Genomic DNA, 22,512 nt, shown 5'->3' with positions numbered 1-22,512 from the left:
AGTTGGTATGATATCCATCTCTTCGCCCTTTTTTATTAGCTTTTCATTTTCGGATCAAGCGCATCACGAAGTCCGTCACCCATTAGATTAAAACCGAGAACCGTTAACATAATAGCCAAGCCTGGGAAAATCATCGTCCACGGAGCCTTTAATAAAAATATGCGGGCATCTGCCAGCATTTTCCCCCATTCTGGTGCGGGTGCTTGAGCTCCTAAACCAAGGAAGCCTAGTGCTGCTGCTTCAATAATTGCTGTCGCTATCGCTAGCGTTCCTTGTACGATGATTGGCGTCATCGAGTTTGGCAAAATATGCGAGAACAAGATTCGTGAATCACGCATTCCAATCGCCTTTGCTGCTACGATATATTCCTCTTCTTTAACACTCAATACTTTCGAACGAATTAAGCGCCCAAAATTCGGTACGTTAATAATGGCAATGGCAATCAGTGCATTTTGTAATGATGGCCCAAGTACTGCTACTACTGCAATCGCTAGTAAAATACTAGGGAATGCTAACAGAATATCGAACATACGCGAGATAATCGTATCAATCCATCTTCCATAATACCCCGCAATAATGCCAAGGAAACTACCTACAATAACAGATAGAGTAACTGAAAAAAATCCTACCCACAAAGAAATTCGTGCTCCATGTATAACTCTAGAGAAAATATCCCGACCAAAGTCATCTGTGCCAAACCAATGCTCACTTGACGGTGCTAATAAACGCATCGAAAGATTTTGTTCATTCATTCCTTCAGGAGCAATCTTTGGACCAAATATAGCAAGAATTATAAAAAATAGTACAATGCCCGCACCTACCAGGGAGATTTTACTCTTTTTAAAGCTTCGCCAGCCTTCTCTCCAAGGACCTGCCGCTCGTTCACGACTTGGCGCTGCTTCTGTTTTTACATCAATGGCTCCAGTCATTATCGCTTCTCCCCTCTATTTGTATTTAATTCGTGGATCGATCACCGTATATAGTAAATCCACAATTAAGTTAATCATGATAAAAATAAAAGCAATTACTAAAATACCTGATTGAATAACAGGATAGTCTCGGAAGCCTATGGCATCATATATATAACGACCAATTCCAGGCCAGCTGAAAATTGTCTCTGTTAATATGGCACCCCCTAGTAGTAATCCTGTTTGCAACCCAATGACCGTTAACACTGGGATAACTGCATTTTTTAATGCATGCTTATAAACAACAATAAACATTTTTTGCCCTTTTGCTCTAGCGGTGCGTACATAGTCAGAGCGCATTACTTCAAGCATAGACGACCTAGTCATTCTTGCAATAATGGCCATTGGAATGGTCGCGAGAGCTATGCCCGGTAGTACTAATCGCTTTAATACTTCAGCAAATTGATCAAAGCGGCCTTGTATGAGCGTATCCAGTAGATAAAAATGAGTAATGGAAGTTATTGGATCTCGCACATTTTCTCGACCAGATGTCGGGAACCAGCCAAGCTGATTACTGAAAGCCCATTGTTCCATTAAACCGAGCCAGAAAACCGGTACAGACACCCCGATTAAAGCAACTACCATTGCCACATAGTCGAACCAAGAATTTTGGAACCATGCAGAAATAATGCCTGCATTTACGCCAACTATCACTGCGATAATCATTGCAAATAGTGCTAGTTCAGCTGTTGCCGCTAAATAAGGAAAAATTTCCTCTGATACAGGTAATTTAGTACGCAATGATACCCCTAGGTCCCCCTGAAAAATGCCACCTAAATAACTAAAATATTGTGTATACCATGGCTTATTTAATCCTAAACTTGCGTTTAACGCTTCGACCGCTTCTTTCGTTGCCTGCTGTCCTAAAATTACTTGTGCTGGATTACCAGGAATCGCACGAATTAACATGAAAACGATAAAAGTCATTCCAAGCAAAACTGGGATTAGTTGGGATAAACGTTTCCCCATATAGTGAAGCATTTTCTTCACCCCTCTGTTATTTTCATAATATACTTTTGCATCAAAAGCATTGAAGTCTCCACGCATACTGTTGAAAGGGTTGGTCTTCCATACAGAAAAACTGTAAAAAGAATCCGCAAGATTTCTACGGCTTACCCGCAGAAAGCAAGCAGATTCTTTAAAATTCCCTCTTAAATTAAAAACCTGTCGAGATAGCCCTTTTATACCTATTTCACATCTACTGTATCTAAACGGTCAGAACCTGTCGGATGTGCAACATAGTTTGTAACTTTAGTATTAGCAGCTAAAATTGGAGTAGAGTGAGCAATTGGAACCCATGGTGCATCTTTAGAGATAATCTCTTGTGCTTGCTTGTAAAGAGCATTACGCTTGTCCTCATCCAGTTCAGTTTGTGCTGCAACTAATAGTTTGTGCACTTCTTTGTTGTCATAGAAAGTATAGTTGTTAGAATGAATATTATCTCCGTCTAATAAAGTGTAAAGGAAGTTATCCGCGTCTCCGTTATCACCTGTCCACCCAAGTAAGAACGCATCTGCATCTCCATTTTCAGCCTTCTCTAAATAAGTAGCCCATTCAAACGTTACAATCTTAGATTTCATACCAACATCTGCTAAATTCTTCTGAATGGCTTCCGCTATTTTTTGACCGTCAGGCATGTACGGACGTGGCACAGGCATTGCCCATAGCTCGATTTCTTTACCATCATAGCCAGCCTCAGTTAATAATGCTTTTGCTTTTTCTGGATCATATTCATAGCCTTTAACCTCATCGTTGTAGCCTGAAATTACTGAAGGCATTGGATTTTTCGCTGGCTCCGCTAAGCCTTCATAGAATGCATCTACTAATGCTTGCTTATTGATTGCATAGTTTACTGCTTGACGAACTTTTACATTATCAAATGGCGGACGTGTTACCGTTAATCCTAGATAACCAACATTCATAGACGGACGTTCGATTAATTGTAAATCTGCATTTGATTCGATTGAAGCTTTATCAGATGGACTTAAGCCATCAACTACATCAACATCACCGTTAGTTAATTCATTGAATCGTGTGGAGTTTTCTGGAATAGAACGGAAAATAACTTTATCTAATTTCGGCAAATCTGCGATACGGTAATCAGGGTTTTTCTCAATTGTGATAGAATCATTTCGTTTCCACTCTACAAATTTAAATGGACCAGTACCTACTGGATGATCTTTAAGTGCCTCATCATTTTTTTCAAATGCTGCTGGTGAAGCAATAGCAAATGGAGACATCGCTAAGTTTTTCAAGAATGGTGCTTGTGGCTGAGCTAGTTTAAAGATTACTTTATTATCACCATCAGCAGTAATCGACTCAATTACTTGCTTTTCACCTACTGTAAATTGAGAAGCGTAGTATGGGAATTTATCAGCACCACCGGCTTTCCAGCGCTCAAAATTTTTCACGACTGCCTCAGCATTAAAATCAGTACCGTCATGGAACTTAACCCCTTCTTCAAGTTGCATCGTGTACGTTAGACCATCTTCTGAAGATTCCCAAGATTTCGCTAGTCCTGGGTGCAATGTTACATCTTTCTCTCCAAAGTTAATTAGAGTTTCATAGATATTAACCGTAACTTTAAACGATTCACCTTCTGTCACTGTCGCTGGATCGAGAGCAGTGGAATCGGCACCACGACCATATACTAATGTTTTTGATCCGCTACTGCTAGTTGAATCGCCATCACTTGAAGTATCTTTACTACCCGTATCCTTATTATCTGAACCGCCACAAGCAGCTAAGATTGTCGAGAGAACAAGGATAAGCATTACACCCAAAGTCCAAAGTTTCTTTTTCTTCATTAAATTTCCCCCTAAGTTTTTTTATATCATTGAATGTTGGATTGCTTCATACAGATGGCAAGCAACATAATGACCCGGTTTCACTTCTTGCATTTTCGGAACTACTTGAGAGCATTCTTCTTTTTTAAATGGACATCGCGTATGGAAAGTGCACCCGCTTGGCGGATTCGAAGCACTTGGAATATCCCCAGAAATAATGAGCTGTTCACGTTCAAACGTAGGGTCTGGAACAGGTACCGAGGATAGCAGTGCTTGAGTATATGGGTGCAGTGGCTCAGCATATAAATCTTCGCTTGCTGTTAACTCCACTATTTTCCCTAAATACATCACTCCTACACGATTACTAATATGGCGTACAACCCCTAAATCGTGGGAGATAAAAATATAAGTTAGCTTTAAGTCCTTTTGTAAGTTTTGCAATAAATTCAATACTTGAGCCTGTATGGACACATCGAGTGCAGAGACAGGCTCGTCCGCAATAATCAAACGAGGATTCGTCATTAGAGCACGAGCAATGCCAATACGCTGTCTTTGACCACCACTAAATTGGTGTGGATACCGTTTCACATGATATTCATTTAACCCAACAATTTCGAGAAGCTCTAATACTTTCTGCTTCCGTTCTTTTGCATTGCCCATTCCATGAACAATAAGAGGCTCCTCCAATATCTTCCCAATATTATGTCTAGGATTAAGAGAGGCATAAGGATCTTGGAAAATCATTTGAATATCTCTACGGGCTTTGCGCATTTCGTTATTAGATAATTCAGAAATCGCTTTTCCCGCGAATTCAATTTTTCCCTCTGTTGGCTCAAGCAATCGCATTAATAGTCGACCAGTCGTTGATTTACCACACCCGGACTCTCCAACAATACCTAATGTTTCTCCTTCAAAAACTTCAAAGGAAACATCATCCACTGCCTTTACGTCCCCAACCTGTTTATTAAGGACACCCTTCCGAATGGGAAAGTATTTTTTCAACCCATCAACTTTCAATAAGGTTTTCGACATGTTGCTCCACCTCCGGTTTCTCTAGTAAAAAGCATCTTGATTTATGCTGCTCTGCTGCTTCATATAAAGGTGGTGTTTCTTGTATACAGCGATCCATCGCAAATTCGCAACGTGTTGCAAATCGGCAGCCTGCCTGAATACTTCCGGGTTTTGGTACACTGCCTGGTATAGAGTAAAGGTTGTCCTTTTTATATCGCATATCTGGTACAGATTTAATAAGTCCTTGTGTATAAGGGTGCTTTGGATTAACGAATATCTCCTGAATAGGTGCCTCCTCTACTATCTGACCTGCATACATCACAATAACTCGCTCGCATGTTTCTGCTACAACGCCTAAATCATGCGTAATTAATAAAACAGCTGTATTTAAACGTATATTTAAATCTTTCATCAGCTGCAAGATTTGAGCTTGAATCGTAACATCTAGTGCAGTAGTCGGTTCATCAGCAATCAGCACCTTCGGATCACAGACAAGCGCCATCGCAATCATGACCCGTTGTCGCATCCCCCCAGATAACTGATGTGGATAATCTCTTAATAATTCTTCAGCACGTGGTAAACCTACAAGCTTCATAATTTCAACTGCCCTTGCAAAGGCTTCTTTTTTCGACCATTTTGGATTATGAATTAAAATCGCTTCTTTTAGTTGATCCCCAATTGTAAACAAAGGATTTAAGGATGTCATAGGTTCCTGGAAAATCATTGCCACATCTTTTCCACGAATTTTCTGCATTTGTTTATCAGATAATGTTACGAGGTTTTTGCCATCTAACAGTATTTCTCCCCCTGTTATTTTTCCAGGCGGTGACGGTATTAACCCCATAATGGACAGGGATGTGACACTTTTTCCACTTCCCGATTCCCCTACAATCCCTAATATTTCTCCCTCATGAACAGAAAAATCAATATCATCTACGGCAGGAATTTGTCCATCATCTGTAAAAAAGGTTGTCTTTAAGCCTTTTATTTCTAGCAGCTTTTTTCTCATGATCCATCTCCCATCGTACCTATATTTTCACTTAATCGCGTTAACTATCACTCAATTCCCTATTTTCAGATAATTCTAACCAAAAATCATCTCTCTTTCAATCATTATTATTCTGCAATTAACATAGATTTTCTACATCATTCGAGTTTGGTATTAATAATTTCTTATTAATTAATACTATTTTATAAATAAGACAAAAATATAGCCTTCCGTTTATGTTAAATGGAAGGCTATTTTCAAACTATTTACTCATTAATAAAATATAGGGATGACATTTTGTTAAAACATATGTCATGAGAATAAGTTGATTGGAGCGGAGGCTGGGCGACTCCTTGGGGATTAGCGTCACAGATGAGACCCTGCAGCGAAGCGAAGCGGCTCATCGGACGCCCCCAGGAAAGCGCCCAGAGGAACGGAAATCAACCCCACATTATGATGGTGAGTCAGATTTTTTCTATTATAGTGTGGTATATCAATCTAAATGTTGCACCTGGAATAAATTAAAATAGGTACCCTCTTTTTGCATTAATTGCTCGTGCGTACCACTTTCAATTAATTGTCCATGATCTATAACAATAATTTTATCTGCATGTGTAATTGTAGATAATCGGTGAGCGATTATTATAGTCGTACGTTCATGTGCAAGTACTTCCAATGATTCTTGAATAAGTGCCTCACTTTCTAAATCCAATGCAGAGGTTGCTTCATCCAGTATTAAAATAGGAGGATTTTTTAAAAACACACGAGCGATCGCTACTCGCTGCTTTTGTCCACCTGATAATTTCACACCGCGCTCCCCGACCTTTGTGTCATAGCCATCTGGCAAGCTCATAATAAAATCATGTGCATTCGCCGCTTTCGCCGCAGCAATGACCTCTTCATCAGAAGCTTCTGGCTTGCCCATTAAAATATTCTCTTTTACTGAATCACTAAACAAAATATTATCCTGTAGGACTATTCCGATTTGTGAGCGCAAAGAATGTAGAGATACGTCACGAACATCATAGTCATCAATACATACGGTGCCACTCGTTGCGTCATAAAAGCGAGGAATTAAACTAATGATGGTTGATTTTCCTCCACCGCTCATTCCTACAAACGCAACTGTCTCTCCAGGATTAATGGTAAAATTGATGTTGTTTAAAATTTGTGAGCCTTTTTCTTCATATTGAAAGTTCACATTGTCAAAACGAACTTCACCCCTTACCCGTGGTAGCTCTAACGCATTAGCCTTGTTTTTTATTTCATAGGGCTCATCTATTAATTCAAACATTCGATCCATTGATGCAATGGATTGTGTTAACATTGTTGATGAACTTACAAGGCGACGAAGTGGACCATAAAGTCGTTCGATATAGGCAATAAAAGCAACCATCGTCCCGATTGAAAGGGGACCATTAATAACCTGATAACCTGCATAAGCAATTACTAGGAGTGGTGCTACATCTGTGATTGTATTCACCACTGCAAACGATTTAGCATTCCATTTCGTATGATCCAGCGCTTTCTCTAAAAATTCACCATTTGCTTCATCGAATAATTTTTGCTCATGCTTTTCTAGCGTGAAGCTTTTAATAATACTCATTCCAGCTACACGTTCATGTAAATAACTTTGCACCCCTGCTAGTGCTTGTGACCGTTTACGTGTTAAAGACCGAAGTTTACCGAAGAAGAACTTTACGCTAAATGCATAGAATGGGAACGCAATCAATGCTACTAGCGTAAGCTTTACATCCATGGCAAACATAATACCGATAGCAATAACAATTGTCGCAAGGTCGAGCCAAACGTTCATCAAGCCTGTCATGATAAAGTTTTTTGTTTGTTCCACATCATTAATCACTCTTGAAATCACATCGCCAGCTCTTGTATTTGCATAGTATCTTAAACTTAGTCGCTGTAAATGTGCATATATTTGTTGTCGAATATCGAAAAGCACTTTGTTACTGACATGTTGAGCAAAATATTGACGGTAATACTCAATCGGTGGTCGAATAATAAAGAATACAATGATCGTGCCACCTAACCAATAAAACAGCTCTTTTGTCTTCTCTGCATCCGTTAGATGATCTGCAGCAATAATATCATCTAACACAATTTTTATGAGTAATGGAATAAATAACGGAATTGCAAATTTCACTATACCAATTAAAATCGTTAAAATAATTTCCCATGTATATGGTTTTACAAATCTCATATAACGCTTTATACTACTCAATTTATTATCACATCCTTATCAAAAAAACATATTTAGCAAATGCAAGGGGAACCCCTTATATCACTTCGTACATAAAAAGAAACAGACATCCACAAAAATGAATGCCCAAACGTATTATAGCAATATTTTGTTTGAAGTACAGTTAATTTAGCTTTGTCACGAACTATTTTGCAATCAGCTTATGTAACAATCCTTTTTACATTTTTTCCTTTAATCTTTTATATACATATTCTAGTAATATAAAGATCAACCCTACTAGCATGAACCCAAAAGAAGGTACGTATAAACCATAATTCATATGTATAGTATCATTCACAAAGTGACCCAAATAACGGACCGCCTCGGCTACAAGTCTGTGCATGAACAACATAAAACTACCAGTTAGAAAGAACAATGTCCCTATAATATAACCTGTATTCATAGTTTCCCTCCGAATATTTGTAATACTTTACAATATTACTATAACAAAAAACACTGGTAGAGCATTACTTATTTTCCTATAAAAAAAACACCTATTAGTAAAACTAATAGGTGCAACTAACAATCATCTGCTTGCATATCGAGCTGAAACTTATAACGACTTGTCCAGGCATCGATAAAATCAGGTGCAAAGGGTCCTCTTTTTTGTTGAATCCAGCTAATTAATTTATCGACATTGCGCTTTAAAATTTTATCTATGACATCTGGATAAGACATTTCCTTACGATGTAGCTCATATTCATCCTCATCTAAGAGTGAAAAAGACATATCGGGGAAAACTTTAATGTCTAAATCATAGTCAATATATTTAATGGCATTATTATCGAAAACAAATGGTGAGCTTAGATTACAATAATAATACACACCATCTTCACGTAGCATGCAAATGATATTAAACCAGTACTCCGCATGGAAATAACAAATAGAAGGCTCTCTCGTTAGCCACGTTCGACCATCGGATTCTGTCACAAGTGTCCGCTCATTCGCACCGATAATGATATTTTTTGTTCCTTTTAAAATCGTTGTTTCTTGCCAAACACGGTGGATACGGCCATTGTGTTTATAACTATGTATTTGTATCGTTTCTCCTTCTACCGGTATTGCCATCTTTGAAGCCCACCTTTTCGTCTATGCTACCTAAATCTAGCAGTCTCTAGTATATTATAGCAATGTGTACGCGAAAGGTGTAGTTAGAAAACCACAAATTTCCCTGCGCTCTTTTAAATTTGTACAAAATTTCGTTAATTTGAAGCGAATTTTATCATAACAATAACCCAATTGGAATTTTCTGTTTATATTAATGTATCAAAGCGGGGTTTTCTCTTCTGAATCCGAGCGGTTTTTCTTCGCATCAAAAGTGGTTTTATCGGCTACCCGAGCAGTTCCTTACCCACCTGTTTTCTTATCTTGCTATATAAAATTCAAAAGGAGCTGCCCTTTTTAATCTTTTCGATTTGTAGACAGCTCCTCAGAGGTAAATGCAATTATGCAATTACAAAGTGTTATTCACCAAGATCTTGGTTAGTTTTGTTGAAGTTACCTGAAGCTTGAGTTTTGTTTTGCTCTGCTTTAGCATTTTGCTTTTGCACTTCATTAACGTCTGTTTCATAACCAAATTCTTGACTTTGACGTTGCATGTTTTTATTTGGTTGTAAGTTTTGGTTGTTTTGCTTTTTCATTGTTCATTCACCTCCACGCTCATTATTGTGTACCGAGGTGAATGCTTTTATGCTTATAAATTTTATAAAATTTAATTTTCTTGATTAATCCTTTATTTCTTGCCAAATTTTCAGCATCGGAACGGACATTGGTAATAATTCTATTTGTTCGCGAGTTAGCCATTCACCCTTTATTGCCGAATTGCATTTCATAAAATAGCTATTTATATGCCATGTTAAATGTGAGAAAACATGTTTAAATGTTAGCAAATCCTGTTGCGATTGAACATTCATTGCATAATCAGCAATAAAAGTATCTATTGAATCTTTACCGTGCTCTAGCATTGGAAACTGCCATAGATTAGCTAATAAACCCTCTTCCGGACGCTGCTCCAATAAAATTCGACCTTTGTCATCCTGACATACAAGCACATCGTACGTGAGATGCTTCATCTTTACTTTTTTAGATTTGATAGGTAATTTTTCAGGCTCACCTTCATTAAAAGCAGTACAGTATTCCCGAACTGGACACAATAAACACTTTGGTGAAGTTGGCGTACAAATAAGTGCACCCAGCTCCATTAAGCCTTGATTGAAGGACGATGCATTTTCAGGATCAATCAGTTCTTCAACTGCCTCTTCAAAAATCTTTTTAGTCTTTGGAACGGCTATATCATCATGAATAGTAAGCACACGACTTAAAACGCGCATAACATTGCCATCCACTGCATGTTCGGGCTTATTATAGGCAATACTTAAAATAGCTCCAGCAGTATACGGACCTACGCCTTTTAATTTTGAAATCTCATGGCGATTATCGGGTACTACCCCACCGTAGTTTTCTAATACCTCGCGAACACCCGCTTGTAAGTTACGTGCACGGGAATAATAGCCGAGGCCCTCCCAATGTTTTAATAAGTATTCTTGTGGAGCTTCCACGAGTAATTCTATTGTTGGAAAACTTTCCATGAAACGATTGTAATAAGGAATAACTGTGTCGACACGTGTTTGCTGAAGCATCACTTCCGATACCCAGATTTTATAAGGGTCCGTCGTATGCCTCCAAGGTAAATCACGTTTCTCAACATTAAACCATTCGACTAAAGATTGTCGAAATTCTGTTACATATGGATAATTCACAGTGACCTCCAGTGTTTTTACGATTTTATTTATGGTAAAAAGAGTATACAATTAAGAAAAGATCATCTGTCTAAAACGACAAAAAGCGCTATCATTTTTCTAGCTTCAAGATTTAGTACGACAGTCTTAATAGAGAAATATCAAGTATTACGGATTATTGAAATATACATGTATGCAAATTGTACTCTATTTTGATGCATACAAGGAGTGGATATTTTTGGATTCAGGTACACATTTCGTTATGGGTATAGCCCTCGGTGGTCTTGCATTAGCTGATCCCGTTGTAGCAAGTCATTCGATGACCTTTACCGCAGTAATGGCAGGAACAATTATTGGCTCGCAGGCACCTGATGTCGATACAGTCTTAAAGCTGCGCAACAATGCAATTTATATTCGACATCATCGTGGAATTACCCATTCACTACCAGCAGTAGCTATTTGGCCCATCTTAATTACAGCGGTTTTAGCACTTATTATTCAAGACGCAAATGTGTTTCATTTATGGCTTTGGACATTTTTAGCTGTAGCACTTCACGTCTTTGTTGATATCTTCAATGCTTATGGTACACAAGCACTTCGACCATTTTCTAGAAGATGGGTTGCACTTGGTGTCATCAATACATTTGATCCTATTATTTTCACACTACATTGCCTCGGCATTTTACTTTGGGCATTTGGTGTCAATCCTGTTTGGACATTTAGTATCATGTATCTCATTATTATCGTTTACTACATTTTACGATTTGCAGTCCAAAAGGCTGTGAAAAAAGCTGTGCATAATACCATTCAGGATGAAGAGTATGTTATCGTGGCCCCTACAATGCGGTTCTTCCATTGGCGAATTGCAGCAAAATCCAAAACGCATTATTATGTTGGCCGTGCTTATGGGCGAGCTGTTAATATTTACGATAAATTCGAAATAAAACCTTTACCGAAAACGCCTCTTATTGAAATAGCCTTGAAAGATCCCAATCTCGCTGCATTCGTGTCATTCTCACCATTGTATCGTTGGGAAATTTCAGAACTCGATAATGGCTTAATAACAGAAGTAAGATTAATTGATCTGCGTTACCGTAGTGATAATCGCTATCCTTTCGTGGCTGTCGCTCATTTAAACGATGACAACGAGATTATCACTTCATACACAGGCTGGATTTTTACAGAAGATAAACTCCAGAAAAAATTACAGGTTGGCGCAAGTAATTAAACATCAGTAAACCCTGGCCAAATATTGGCCAGGGTTTTGTTATTGTACCATATCATCACTAGCATCAAGTAAATGTGCGTATTTGGGGTTACGTCCCGCAAATGCATGTAGTTTATCACCATAGCTGGCAATTAATTGACGTACCAAATTTTCAGTGTATTCCGCACCACGATAGGCGTAGCCAGCTTTTGCAGAAGTTGATTCAAAATCACTCCATAAAAGCTCAATCCATACTCGTGCACGTCCTACTGACATTTGCGGGTTTTTTGCAAGTAACTCAGCAATTAGCTTTTCAATTTTTTCATCCATTTATTTGCCCACCTTTACAGGAGATAGCATTGAAACAGGTAAAGCCTCTTGGTATTTTTCGCCCCCTAAGCGATGTCCCCATGCGAAGCGTCCTTTTAAATAATCCACTTGGAAAAATTCATTTTCAGAACCGTCAATACGATACATTTCTCCAGGAATTATTGTATCCAAATCCACTAAATAAGCTGCTGCCATTAAAGCCTTGCGCTCGTATACTGCAAATTCATTGATGATGCCTAGCTGTTCCGCCTTACGTGATTTTTCCTTGATCATAGCTATTTCTTCACGTAATTCATGCTCTGACATGGCAGCATAATTTTTTTCGTTCATTCTTCATTCTCCTTCTCTTCTATAAAACGATCTATAACTTCTATAGGAAAACCCTTTTGATAGAGCGCCTGCTTTATTTTCATTTTCAATTCATAACCAGTATACTTCGATGAATACTTTTTCCAAACTTTTTCGCCTTGTACATCAAGTAGCTGTTGCCATTCATCTTCCTCTTGCTCAATCTCTATTTGACTAAGCACCTCATCTACAACACTAAAAGAATAACCTTTTCGCATTAAAAAATCTTGAATTTTAGCTTTTATTTGTGTTGGCGTTTTCTTTTTTTCCGATCGAACGACCTTTTCAGCCAATTGTGTCGCAAGCGTTACCTGTTCCCCATGACTATATGTAGCAAGTACCTCATCCTGTAAGCTTTTATCAATCCCTTTTTTCATAAGGTCTTGCCTAATTGCTTTGGGTCCCTTTTTCATCGTAGCTTTTTTCGTATCGAGTAACGCCTTGGAGTAAGTTTCATCATTTAAAAAGCCATACGATTTAAGCTTTTGTATAGCCTCTAAAATAACCGCTTCCCCAAACTCTAACGAGAGAAGCTTTTTCTTGACCTCATGCTCACTACGCATTTGATAAGATAAAAAATTTAACCCTTTATTAAAAGCTTTTCGAATCTCATCCTCATAAGCAATTTCCTGAATATCAAATTCCTCAAGCACTTTGTCCTTCGTTAATCCAAATTGAATGAGAATTGCCTCATCCACAGGAAAAGCGTATTCTTCGTTCAAATATATATTATAACGTTCTGGATTGTTTTTTTGACGTGCAATCTTCGTAATAACACGCATTCGTAACACCTCACTATAACTATTATAACATTTTTCGTAGGTATTGCTTTTTAGGTATTCCGATGTGCGCTGGTATTCGTTTGTCTTCCGCGGGTATTCTCTCGTTCCGCGGGTATTCGCTTCCCTTCCGCGGGTATTTGCTTCTCTTCCGCGAGTATTTGCTCGTTCCGCGGGTATTTGCTTCCCTTCCGCGGGTATTCGCTCCTCTTCCGCGGGTATTCGCCTCTCTTCCGCGGGTATTTGCTTCCCTTCCGCGGGTATTCGCTCGTTCCGCGGGTATTCGCTTCCCTTCCGCGGGTATTCGCTTCCCTTCCGCGGGTATTTGCTTCCCTTCCACGGGTATTCGCTCCTCTTCCGCGGGTATTCGCTCCTCTTCCGCGGGTATTCGCTTCTCTTCCGCGGGTATTCGCTTCTCTTCCGCGGGTATTTTTCGTTTCGCGTTGGTAAGTATTAGAAGGTCTGCATGTACAACCTACTGTTTTAGAAAAACATATTCAGTTAAATTCCCTCATTTAAAAAGAAGTACTTTTTGAATGAATGAAGTAGGATAATTTTTTAAAAAATAACACATTCTAATGAAAAAGAAAGGATGCGTTTTTATGTGGAAACAGCATATAGTAGGATCGGTAATTGCTACTTTTATTATTGCCGCGGCAATTAGCTTTAATCCATTTTCGGCCTCTGGCTCTGATGAATACAACTGGGGCATTAAACGAGCGAAAAACGGTGAACCAGCAGAAGCTGGGGCACAGCTTGATCAGATAGTTGACAAATATGGTGCCATTTATAAAGGAAAGCCTGATAATAAAGTTGCTTATTTAACCTTTGATAACGGATATGAAAATGGGTTTACGGAAAGCATTTTGGATACGTTGAAGAAGGAAAACGCACCAGCTACCTTCTTTTTAACTGGTCATTATTTAGAAAGTGCCCCTGATTTAGTAAAACGCATGGTTAAAGATGGCCATATGATTGGCAACCATTCATATGGGCACCCAAATATGGCGAGACTAACGCCCGATGGTATGCGTACTGAATGGAAAAAGCTTGATGATAAACTGCGTGAATTGACGGGTATTGAACGTACAACATATGCTCGCCCGCCTGAAGGTACATTTAATGCGAAATTATTAGAGGTAGGCAATGCTGAAGGCTATCGTCATATTTTCTGGTCTGTTGCCTTTAAGGATTGGGAAAGGGATGTACGACGTGGCGCAGATTATGCGTATAACGCATTAATAGAACAGCTTCATCCTGGTGCCGTAATATTAATGCATACTGTTGCGCAGGATAACGCTGAAGCTCTTCCTAGGTTTATTGCCGAAGCAAAAAAACAAGGCTATACATTTTTATCCCTTAACGATTTAGTTTTAGAACATGAAGATTTTCCTGTCGCTTTGCAATCGTCTACTCCTTAGTTATAATGGGGAGATGATATTAAAAGAACAGGGACGTGGAAAGCTTGACGCAACAAACAACAATGGAAGTAGGACAAAAATTTCCTCTAATAATTAAAAGATTAGGTATTAATGGTGAAGGCGTAGGCTTTTATAAGCGTAATGTCGTATTTGTAAAGGGAGCTATTCCTGGTGAAGAAATTACAGCACAAGTGACTAAAACACAGCAAAATTTTGCCGAAGCAGAAATATTAACGATTCGCAAAGCTTCAAAATATCGCCAGGAAGCACCATGCCCAGTTTACAACGAATGTGGCGGCTGTCAGCTTCAACATATGACATATGAAAAACAGCTAATCGAAAAGCGTGATATCGTCGTTCAAGCTTTAGAACGTTATGCTAAGCCTTTAGCTACTACAGTTGAAGTTCGTAAAACTCTAGGGATGGATAATCCATGGAATTATCGAAACAAAAGTCAATATCAAGTACGTAAAGAGGGTAAACGTGTCTATGCAGGGCTATTTGCAGAAGGTAGCAACAAGTTACTGAACATCAATGATTGCCTTGTGCAACATCCGATTACGTCAAAAATCACGGTAGCAACACGTAAAATTTTACAAAAACTAAATATCACTATTTACGATGGTCGTACGCTTGATGGCTTAGTGCGTACGATTGTTGTACGTACAGGGATTCGTACGGGTGAAACACAAGTCGTACTTGTCACAACACGTAAAGAAATTCCTCATCTAGCGGAGCTCATTGCACGCATTAAAAAAACCGACCCAAGCATCGTATCGATCGCTCAAAATATTAATCGTGATAAAACATCGTTAATCTTTGGCGACGAAACGATTGTCCTCGACGGCAAGGAAACGATTCACGAGGAACTTGGCGAATTAGCCTTTGATTTATCAGCTCGCGCCTTTTTCCAACTGAATCCAACACAAACCGTTCATCTATATGATGAAATCAAAAAAGCAGCAGCATTAACAGGCAAAGAAACAGTTGTTGATGCTTACTGTGGTGTTGGGACAATCGGTTTATGGCTAGCTGACAAAGCGAAAGAAGTTCGTGGGATGGATGTTATTCCAGAAAGTATTCAGGATGCACGTGAAAATGCACGCAACCATGGCTTCAAGCATACAAAATATACAGTTGGTACAGCAGAAAGTGTCTTAGCAAAATGGCGCAAGGAAGGATTTACACCAGATGTTATTACAGTTGATCCACCACGCACAGGTCTAGCACCAGAGTTTATCCGCACGGTGTTGAAGCTAAAACCGAAGCGCTTTGTTTATACGTCTTGTAATCCTTCAACATTAGCGAAGGATTTAAACGAATTATCGAAGTTTTATGATGTAGAGTACATTCAGCCAGTGGATATGTTTGCACAAACTGCACAAGTGGAATGCGTTGCGAAGCTTGTGTTGAAGAATAAGTAATGAAAATGGGCGTCCTCAAAAAATGAGAGACGCCCGTTTAAATTTGAAAAGAGAATTAAACAGCAGCAAAAAGGCGTCTCCTAAAATTAAGAGATGCCCTCATTGTTTTATATATTATTTTTGTATGTAATGCACAGCTCTAGCTGCCTGGTGGATGACGGACGGTCCAGAAAAATCAATACCTTAACCAGTAGCCCAGGATTTAAAAGATTTTTATGCTTTAAGTTTTTAGCTTTAATACGAAAGAACTTTGAAACGTAAACTTTGGACTTTTAACTTTAATCTTTGAGCTTTTATCTCCGATTATTTAAACTATCCATTGTAGTAAGACATGTTTCTGGTTTTAACTCGCACACATGTCTTGAAGCGCGAGCGACTTTTCGTTTTCTGTTTTCGCTAGGCCATGCATATTTAGTTAGGCTTGCACTTCAATAAATGTTGTTGCATTCGATTCCGATAATACTGCATCGACCTCTGATTCGAATTCTTCAATTCGATTACTTAACGCCTCAATTTTCTTTTTAACATTCATCGGATCAATTAACTCGTACTCGTTTCTTTTCATAAATGTATCCGTATGTAATTTTACTTCTTCTGGAGATTGTTTATCTTTATTTCCTAGTATATTAACTAAATACGTTTCTAACTTTGCTGGCAACGCATCATTTTCTTTTGCTACCGTATTTATCGCTGAACGATATTGCTGTTGCATGACTTCTAACAGTTCCTTTTCATATTGAATGGACTGTTTCCGTTCAATCGCTTCTGCTACAGTCATTTCTTCTTTTCCCACTATTACTTTGGTTTTAGCATTAGACTCTACAACTAGCGCTTTAATTCGGTTGCGATAGCCAACTAAGCTAACTACTTTATCGTATGAGGCTTGCATTTGCTTTTCATATTCTTGAATCTCTACACCATTAATTTTGCTATTGCTTTTACGATTAGCTAACACTGAACTAACTTCATTCGTTGCTGCTTCGATGCGGTGATTTAGCATCTTTAATTCTGTTAATGCACGGTGAATCGATATTTTTTTATATTCTGCCATATGTTAATCTCCTCATTATAATTAGTCATCTTGTTAGTGTTCTTCTATTATATAGAGATTGAAATTCGAAGTCCAAATATTACTTATCTGCAAATTTTATTTGATTTTATGTTCGCTTGTCTGTATAATATCATTCTAGGTGCCAAACCTATGTGACTTGGACGTAACATCCTTGTCACGCAAAGAACTCCATAACAGCACGGATTTGCTGGGCGTTTTTTGTTTTATGAGCGGGAGATGAGCCCCGCTCTTTTATTTTGCCCAAAATTATACATTGTGCAAAAGCTTCCAAGCTAGCAATTTACTCGAGCTATTACTTCCTCTACCCGAACTTGACTCTCTTCCTTCCGCTTCAAGGCAAAAGACAAAGCCTCTTACATCGACACCAATCGCTTATTTTTATTTCGTCCAAATACTAACAAAACAATAGCTACAGCTAGTAAAAGCATCGCTACTAATAAAAGGAAGCTGTACTTTACATATTCTAAATAAACGCCACCTAAAAATGGCCCTGTTAAGCTACCAATACTAAGGGCAATGCCGCAAAGTAGATTTCCTGTTGGCAGTAGTTCTTTTGGTGTTAAATCTGCCATATAGGTAATACCTAATGAAAACATCGAACCGACTAATGTACCTGTAAAGAAAAATGCTACGGCTACTGCCATTTGAGAATGCTCTAAAAAACTGGCAATCCCAAAAATAATAGCCCCTCCAAATGAGCCAAACATTAAGACATAACGTCGTCCTATTTTATCCGCTATTGCACCAAGCGGCACCTGTGTTAAAATCCCGCCAAATGTAAAGACTGATAACATAATAGGAATCATATTTACGTCAAAATCTTTACGTAAAGCATAAACTGGGAACAAAGCATTTAAAGCAGATTCTAAAAACCCATAAGCAAATGGCCCTAAAAATGCAATCCATCCAAATGCAATGGCTATTTTATAACGATGCCAGCCTCTCGCATGTAAGTCTCCCGTTAAACGTTCTGGTTTTTCATTTTGTAAAAGGAATACAAAAGCCCATGCAAATAAACACATAGCGGAGGACACAATAAACGGTAATGCTTCTGAAACTTGTATAAGTTTCACCATTAAAGGTCCGACTGCGAAGCCTGTACTAAAGGACAAACCGTAAATGGCCATACCCTTTCCTAAACTTTTATGATCTGTGGTGCTTGTAATCCACGTTTGTGTTGCAAAGTGTAATGCATGATCTCCTACTCCAATGAGTAAGCGAAGGACAAACCAAAAAGTCACACTTTTCCATAAAGGAAATATTAGCAGCGAAACAAACACAAGGGCACCGCCAATTAAAATAATCGGTTTATAGCCCCATTTTCGTAATGGCTGCTCGATAAATGGTGAGATTAATAAAGTTCCTATGTATAGACCTGTTGCATTCAATCCGTTCAACGCGGAGGATACCCCATCACGTTCGAAAATAATTGAAATAAGCGGTAAAAGCATCCCTTGTGAAAAGCCTGAAATAGATACAATTAACACTAGAATGGCAAATCTTTTTTTGCTGTAATCTGAGAAGTACGTCATCTTTTCCTCCAACATCCAGTCATTCTTCCAAAGAACAGCATACCAAAAAGCCTTAGCGCTCACCATATGTGATTTTACGCTAAGGCCTAACTAACACTTATCTCCATTTAATTGTATAAACACGAATTTCGGCTTTTACATTGGCCGAGTACTTGTTTAAACTCCCTCCTTTTCGAGTTAGAGTCTTTTAGGATTTTGTAGATCAGCTCCTTTGCTTTTTCTTAATATTAATTTAACACACATCATCAATATTGTAAATATTCTGTCTATTGTTTTTTCAAAATAATCGCTAAGTCCTAGGTGTTTACCTAAACATTGAAATTTAGTCCCAAATCAGCTAAGATGGAGGGGACGAAATGAGGTGTATGTATGTCAAATCCAATCACTGATAAAAAACAGCAAATGAATTACTTAAAAGAGCGTCTTGAAATGTTTTTAGAAGTTTTAGATGCCATCGATCCTGAAACAACTGAATTAGAAGATATTGATCGTTTAATTCAAATGATGGATGATTTAGAGGACAAAATGGAGCAATTTAATGCTCGTGAACAATAACTACTAATCAATTTCGCCTTGGCGTAATTGCGTCCGGATTTTGAATTGTGCCCAGCACAATTCATTCCTTACAAAATCCGTGACATCCGCCGGAGGCTTTATCTTCATTCAGTAGGTTTTAAAAAGGAACCTATCAACATCCATCTCACTACCTTCAGAATAAAGATTTGCTGAACGAAGATTAAAGCAAGTGGAAGGCTATATATCCACTTGCTTTTTTTCTTGTCCATTTCTGGCTAATAGCAATCCCAATTATATAGAACTTTACTAAAATCTTTACATTTTAGCTCATCCTCTGTGATGAAAAAGTTACCGACCCCGACATCTCCCCACAGAATATGATCGCCTACACTGTCAATTTGAAGCAACAAAATAGTTGAGTCTGTATAGTCACCATAAGCTCTTGGATCTTCCTGAGTAAAGAATGGGTATCCCCCGATTTTATGACCTGTACTATTTAATGTTTCATAAAATGAGTCTACTAAATGATCATCGTCTTCTATAGTAGCAAGGATCTTCGCATATGTTTTTTCACTTCTAAAGTCATTTGCTGATAATGGTTCATAGCCTGTTCCAAAGGACAATGCAATTTCTTTTTCCACTGGGAAGTATAATTCTTCTTCTTTCGCTTTAACAAATGAGAAGTCTTGTACTAACTGTGACTCATCTCTAACAATATTTTCGTGGAAAACAATGCGGAAGCCCTCCTGATTTTGACCATTGTCAAAATCCATCCCTAGTACATCATCATAGCCATCAATATAAAACTGCAAAATTCCCTCATCAGGGAAGTTTGGTAAATGCTTCGGTACATCTGCAAAATTAATTTGAGCTAGTAATTTTAATGGTTGCCCTTCTGGATTTTTCGGGTACTCCATAGTTAGCGGAAAATATGGATCGCCTTCAAACTTACTTTCAAATAAAGATGTTTTTCGTTCTTCCGTTTCAATAAATACGGTAGGCTGTATCGTTTCCTCTATTACAGTCCTACTTTGTTCAAATGCTTCAGGTAAATTAAGTAACTTCATAGTATTACCTCCTAAAGTAAATTTAAATTCATTATAGAACAAACGTTCCGTGTCAACAACCTTAATTTCGAATAAGGTTGGAAATGACTTCACTCCAAAGGTGATTGGCTTCACTCTCTAAGTGATCAACTTCGCCCCAAATGTGATCCGCTTCACTCTCAAAATGATCAGCCTCTAAAAAAAACGCTCCGGTAAATTCTTTAACCAACCAGGAAAACCTTAAGATATTGTTTATTACCCCGCTTCAATTTTCTTCTAACATCTTAACAATAAATAACATATTTTAACATTTATATTTCCTCTTTTTGAGAATAGAGCTTTAATTCCGACCACAATGAGTTGAACTCTTTTTTTCATTAGTTGAAAAGAGTATAATATTACGTGGAAATAATCAAATTTTCTATGGGGGGCAATACCAAATGAATATCCAAACTTTGGAGAAAAGTCTTTACGATTTAATTACTGAAACGTCTACGAATTTACCAAAAGACGTACGTCGTGCAATTAAGAAAGCTAAAGAAGCTGAGACTGCTGGTACTCGTGCTGCAATGAGTTTAGACACAATCTCAAATAATATTATTATGGCAGAAGATAATGTATCACCAATCTGTCAAGATACTGGTCTACCAACATTCAAAATTTATACTCCTGTTGGTGTAAACCAATTAGAAATTAAAGAAGCTATTAAAAAAGCTATCGTCGATACTTCTGCAGATGCAAAATTGCGTCCAAATGCGGTTGATTCATTAACAGGCGCAAATAGCGGTAATAACCTAGGTGACGGTCTACCTGTTATGAAATTCGAACAATGGGAAAACGACTACATTACAATTAAATTAATCCTTAAAGGTGGCGGCTGTGAAAACAAAAACATCCAGTATAGCCTACCATGTGAAATTGATGGTCTTGGTCGCGCTGGTCGTGATTTAGATGGTATCCGTAAATGTATCCTTCACTCAGTATACCAAGCACAAGGACAAGGCTGTTCAGCTGGTTTCATCGGTGTAGGTATCGGTGGCGATCGCTCTTCTGGTTACGACTTGGCGAAAGAACAGTTATTCCGTCATGTGGAAGATACAAATCCAAATGCTGATCTTGCTAAATTAGAAGAATATGTAGTGAAAACTGCAAACACATTTGGTATTGGTACAATGGGCTTCGGTGGTGAAGCAACATTACTTGGCTGTAAAATTGGTGTTATGCACCGTATCCCTGCATCATTCTACGTATCAGTAGCTTATAACTGCTGGGCATACCGTCGTATGGCTGTGGACATCAATCCTCAAACTGGTGAAATTATTAACTGGCATTACCAAGAAGGCGAAAAAATTACATTTAAAGAAGATGAAGTTGCAGCAACAACAGAAGATACTACTACAGATGTAGTGGAACTTACTGCACCAATTACTGAAGAACAAATTCGCGCTCTAAAAGTTGGTGACGTTGTATCAATTACTGGTCGTATGTATACTGGCCGTGACGCAATTCACCATCATTTAATGAGCCACGATGCTCCAGTTGATCTTAATGGACAAGTTATTTATCACTGTGGCCCTGTAATGGCAAAAGACGAAGAAGGTAACTGGACAGTAAAAGCAGCTGGTCCAACTACTTCTATTCGTGAGGAGCCATATCAAGGTGACATCATGAAAAAATTCGGTATCCGCGCTGTAATTGGTAAAGGCGGTATGGGACCAAAAACACTTGCTGCATTAGAAGAGCACGGCGGCGTTTACTTAAATGCAATCGGTGGTGCAGCACAATACTATGCAGACTGCATTAAAGGTGTAGACGGTGTTGACTTAATGGAATTCGGTGTTCCAGAAGCTATGTGGCACCTGAACGTTGAGAAGTTCACAGCTGTTGTAACTATGGACTCTCATGGTAACTCACTACACGCAGACGTAGATAAATCATCTCTAGAAAAACTTGCTCTTCACGCAGAAAGAGTATTCTAATAAAGAAGCAATTTCTTTCAAAGTTTAGGCATTTTCACTATACAAATTTGAAAAGCACAGAATATTCCTATGAATATCTGTGCTTTTCATATGCTCAAAATTATTTCAAA

General features: G+C 38.3%; 21 protein-coding genes. 5 read left to right on the top strand and 16 right to left on the bottom strand.

From position 1 onward, the window contains the following. Positions 1-35 precede the first annotated feature (35 nt). The 10 genes from ACQKN2_RS17950 to mutY form a co-directional block, all read right to left on the bottom strand. Complete coding sequence (locus ACQKN2_RS17950; RefSeq protein ID WP_427416146.1) at positions 36-929, bottom strand: ABC transporter permease; 894 nt, start codon at positions 927-929, stop codon at positions 36-38. A gap of 15 nt (positions 930-944) precedes the next feature. Further along, positions 945-1,949 (bottom strand): ABC transporter permease, encoded by a 1,005-nt coding sequence (locus ACQKN2_RS17945; RefSeq protein WP_427416145.1) that lies wholly within the window; start codon positions 1,947-1,949, stop codon positions 945-947. A 206-nt stretch (positions 1,950-2,155) separates the two neighbouring features. Beyond that, positions 2,156-3,775, bottom strand: a complete 1,620-nt coding sequence (locus ACQKN2_RS17940; protein WP_427416144.1) for an ABC transporter substrate-binding protein — start codon at positions 3,773-3,775, stop codon at positions 2,156-2,158. Between the two features lie 21 nt (positions 3,776-3,796). Further along, positions 3,797-4,786 carry an ABC transporter ATP-binding protein gene (locus ACQKN2_RS17935; RefSeq protein ID WP_427416143.1) on the bottom strand — a complete coding sequence of 330 codons (990 nt, stop codon included), beginning with the start codon at positions 4,784-4,786 and terminating at the stop codon, positions 3,797-3,799. After that, positions 4,761-5,774, bottom strand: coding sequence for an ABC transporter ATP-binding protein (locus tag ACQKN2_RS17930; protein WP_427416142.1), 1,014 nt, complete (start codon positions 5,772-5,774; stop codon positions 4,761-4,763). The genes ACQKN2_RS17935 and ACQKN2_RS17930 overlap by 26 nt, the downstream gene beginning before the upstream one ends. A 472-nt stretch (positions 5,775-6,246) precedes the next feature. Next, a complete protein-coding gene (locus ACQKN2_RS17925; protein ID WP_427416141.1) occupies positions 6,247-7,992 on the bottom strand; it encodes an ABC transporter ATP-binding protein in 1,746 nt (581 codons plus the stop codon). 196 nt (positions 7,993-8,188) lie between these two features. After that, entirely contained in the window at positions 8,189-8,413 is a 225-nt protein-coding gene (locus ACQKN2_RS17920) for a hypothetical protein (RefSeq protein ID WP_427416140.1), read from the bottom strand. A gap of 116 nt (positions 8,414-8,529) precedes the next feature. After that, on the bottom strand, positions 8,530-9,078 hold the full coding sequence (gene ntdP / locus ACQKN2_RS17915; RefSeq protein WP_427416139.1) for a nucleoside tri-diphosphate phosphatase: 549 nt from the start codon (positions 9,076-9,078) through the stop codon (positions 8,530-8,532). A 395-nt stretch (positions 9,079-9,473) separates the two neighbouring features. Then, entirely contained in the window at positions 9,474-9,650 is a 177-nt protein-coding gene (locus ACQKN2_RS17910; protein WP_323650745.1) for a gamma-type small acid-soluble spore protein, read from the bottom strand. An 84-nt stretch (positions 9,651-9,734) separates the two neighbouring features. Further along, on the bottom strand, positions 9,735-10,769 hold the full coding sequence (gene mutY, locus ACQKN2_RS17905; RefSeq protein WP_427416138.1) for an A/G-specific adenine glycosylase: 1,035 nt from the start codon (positions 10,767-10,769) through the stop codon (positions 9,735-9,737). A gap of 217 nt (positions 10,770-10,986) precedes the next feature. On the opposite strand from mutY, the gene ACQKN2_RS17900 reads away from it, so the two are divergent. Then, the gene (locus ACQKN2_RS17900; protein ID WP_323650749.1) at positions 10,987-11,976 is read left to right on the top strand and encodes a metal-dependent hydrolase; all 990 of its coding nucleotides are present in this window, start codon (positions 10,987-10,989) and stop codon (positions 11,974-11,976) included. 39 nt (positions 11,977-12,015) lie between these two features. Here ACQKN2_RS17900 and ACQKN2_RS17895 read toward each other — a convergent pair whose 3' ends face one another. From ACQKN2_RS17895 to recX, 3 genes are read right to left on the bottom strand one after another with little or no spacing between them, the layout of a single operon-like run. Further along, complete coding sequence (locus ACQKN2_RS17895; protein WP_323650751.1) at positions 12,016-12,285, bottom strand: YfhJ family protein; 270 nt, start codon at positions 12,283-12,285, stop codon at positions 12,016-12,018. Beyond that, the gene (locus ACQKN2_RS17890) at positions 12,286-12,615 is read right to left on the bottom strand and encodes a YfhH family protein (RefSeq protein ID WP_427416137.1); all 330 of its coding nucleotides are present in this window, start codon (positions 12,613-12,615) and stop codon (positions 12,286-12,288) included. It abuts the gene before it with no gap. Continuing rightward, entirely contained in the window at positions 12,612-13,415 is an 804-nt protein-coding gene (gene recX / locus ACQKN2_RS17885; protein WP_427416136.1) for a recombination regulator RecX, read from the bottom strand. Before recX ends, ACQKN2_RS17890 begins: the two co-directional genes overlap by 4 nt. A 599-nt stretch (positions 13,416-14,014) precedes the next feature. Between recX and ACQKN2_RS17880 the strand changes: the two genes are divergently transcribed. Together ACQKN2_RS17880 and rlmD are read left to right on the top strand one after the other, a co-directional pair. After that, the gene (locus ACQKN2_RS17880; RefSeq protein WP_427416135.1) at positions 14,015-14,833 is read left to right on the top strand and encodes a polysaccharide deacetylase family protein; all 819 of its coding nucleotides are present in this window, start codon (positions 14,015-14,017) and stop codon (positions 14,831-14,833) included. A 44-nt stretch (positions 14,834-14,877) separates the two neighbouring features. Continuing rightward, positions 14,878-16,257, top strand: coding sequence for a 23S rRNA (uracil(1939)-C(5))-methyltransferase RlmD (rlmD, locus tag ACQKN2_RS17875; RefSeq protein ID WP_427416134.1), 1,380 nt, complete (start codon positions 14,878-14,880; stop codon positions 16,255-16,257). A 415-nt stretch (positions 16,258-16,672) separates the two neighbouring features. On the opposite strand, the gene ACQKN2_RS17870 is transcribed toward rlmD, so the two are convergent. Together ACQKN2_RS17870 and ACQKN2_RS17865 are read right to left on the bottom strand one after the other, a co-directional pair. Further along, complete coding sequence (locus ACQKN2_RS17870) at positions 16,673-17,308, bottom strand: hypothetical protein (RefSeq protein ID WP_427416133.1); 636 nt, start codon at positions 17,306-17,308, stop codon at positions 16,673-16,675. 374 nt (positions 17,309-17,682) lie between these two features. Then, the gene (locus tag ACQKN2_RS17865) at positions 17,683-18,861 is read right to left on the bottom strand and encodes an MFS transporter (RefSeq protein WP_427416132.1); all 1,179 of its coding nucleotides are present in this window, start codon (positions 18,859-18,861) and stop codon (positions 17,683-17,685) included. A 369-nt stretch (positions 18,862-19,230) separates the two neighbouring features. Here ACQKN2_RS17865 and ACQKN2_RS17860 point away from each other — a divergent pair, with 369 nt between their 5' ends. After that, on the top strand, positions 19,231-19,416 hold the full coding sequence (locus tag ACQKN2_RS17860) for an SE1561 family protein (protein ID WP_049668848.1): 186 nt from the start codon (positions 19,231-19,233) through the stop codon (positions 19,414-19,416). A 236-nt stretch (positions 19,417-19,652) separates the two neighbouring features. On the opposite strand, the gene ACQKN2_RS17855 is transcribed toward ACQKN2_RS17860, so the two are convergent. After that, a complete protein-coding gene (locus ACQKN2_RS17855; RefSeq protein ID WP_427416131.1) occupies positions 19,653-20,444 on the bottom strand; it encodes a YwqG family protein in 792 nt (263 codons plus the stop codon). A 419-nt stretch (positions 20,445-20,863) separates the two neighbouring features. Here ACQKN2_RS17855 and ACQKN2_RS17850 point away from each other — a divergent pair, with 419 nt between their 5' ends. Further along, complete coding sequence (locus tag ACQKN2_RS17850) at positions 20,864-22,402, top strand: fumarate hydratase (protein ID WP_427416130.1); 1,539 nt, start codon at positions 20,864-20,866, stop codon at positions 22,400-22,402. Positions 22,403-22,512: the final 110 nt, after the last annotated feature.

Source organism: Lysinibacillus sp. NPDC093688 (assembly GCF_050280145.1).
GTDB classification, from domain to species: Bacteria; Bacillota; Bacilli; order Bacillales_A; family Planococcaceae; genus Lysinibacillus; species Lysinibacillus xylanilyticus_B.
Note: the sequence above shows the minus strand (reverse complement) of the source record. Positions and strands in the feature narration are given on the sequence as shown.

Excerpts from the sequence above, each read along its gene's own strand:
- ACQKN2_RS17950 (WP_427416146.1), bottom strand. The coding sequence starts at position 929 with ATGACTGGAGCCATTGATGTAAAAACAGAAGCAGCGCCAAGTCGTGAA.
- ACQKN2_RS17945 (WP_427416145.1), bottom strand. The coding sequence starts at position 1,949 with ATGCTTCACTATATGGGGAAACGTTTATCCCAACTAATCCCAGTTTTG.
- ACQKN2_RS17940 (WP_427416144.1), bottom strand. The coding sequence starts at position 3,775 with ATGAAGAAAAAGAAACTTTGGACTTTGGGTGTAATGCTTATCCTTGTT.
- ACQKN2_RS17935 (WP_427416143.1), bottom strand. The coding sequence starts at position 4,786 with ATGTCGAAAACCTTATTGAAAGTTGATGGGTTGAAAAAATACTTTCCC.
- ACQKN2_RS17930 (WP_427416142.1), bottom strand. The coding sequence starts at position 5,774 with ATGAGAAAAAAGCTGCTAGAAATAAAAGGCTTAAAGACAACCTTTTTT.
- ACQKN2_RS17920 (WP_427416140.1), bottom strand. The coding sequence starts at position 8,413 with ATGAATACAGGTTATATTATAGGGACATTGTTCTTTCTAACTGGTAGT.
- ntdP (WP_427416139.1), bottom strand. The coding sequence starts at position 9,078 with ATGGCAATACCGGTAGAAGGAGAAACGATACAAATACATAGTTATAAA.
- ACQKN2_RS17910 (WP_323650745.1), bottom strand. The coding sequence starts at position 9,650 with ATGAAAAAGCAAAACAACCAAAACTTACAACCAAATAAAAACATGCAA.
- ACQKN2_RS17895 (WP_323650751.1), bottom strand. The coding sequence starts at position 12,285 with ATGGATGAAAAAATTGAAAAGCTAATTGCTGAGTTACTTGCAAAAAAC.
- ACQKN2_RS17890 (WP_427416137.1), bottom strand. The coding sequence starts at position 12,615 with ATGAACGAAAAAAATTATGCTGCCATGTCAGAGCATGAATTACGTGAA.
- recX (WP_427416136.1), bottom strand. The coding sequence starts at position 13,415 with ATGCGTGTTATTACGAAGATTGCACGTCAAAAAAACAATCCAGAACGT.
- ACQKN2_RS17880 (WP_427416135.1), top strand. The coding sequence starts at position 14,015 with ATGTGGAAACAGCATATAGTAGGATCGGTAATTGCTACTTTTATTATT.
- ACQKN2_RS17870 (WP_427416133.1), bottom strand. The coding sequence starts at position 17,308 with ATGGCAGAATATAAAAAAATATCGATTCACCGTGCATTAACAGAATTA.
- ACQKN2_RS17865 (WP_427416132.1), bottom strand. The coding sequence starts at position 18,861 with ATGACGTACTTCTCAGATTACAGCAAAAAAAGATTTGCCATTCTAGTG.
- ACQKN2_RS17860 (WP_049668848.1), top strand. The coding sequence starts at position 19,231 with ATGTCAAATCCAATCACTGATAAAAAACAGCAAATGAATTACTTAAAA.
- ACQKN2_RS17855 (WP_427416131.1), bottom strand. The coding sequence starts at position 20,444 with ATGAAGTTACTTAATTTACCTGAAGCATTTGAACAAAGTAGGACTGTA.
- ACQKN2_RS17850 (WP_427416130.1), top strand. The coding sequence starts at position 20,864 with ATGAATATCCAAACTTTGGAGAAAAGTCTTTACGATTTAATTACTGAA.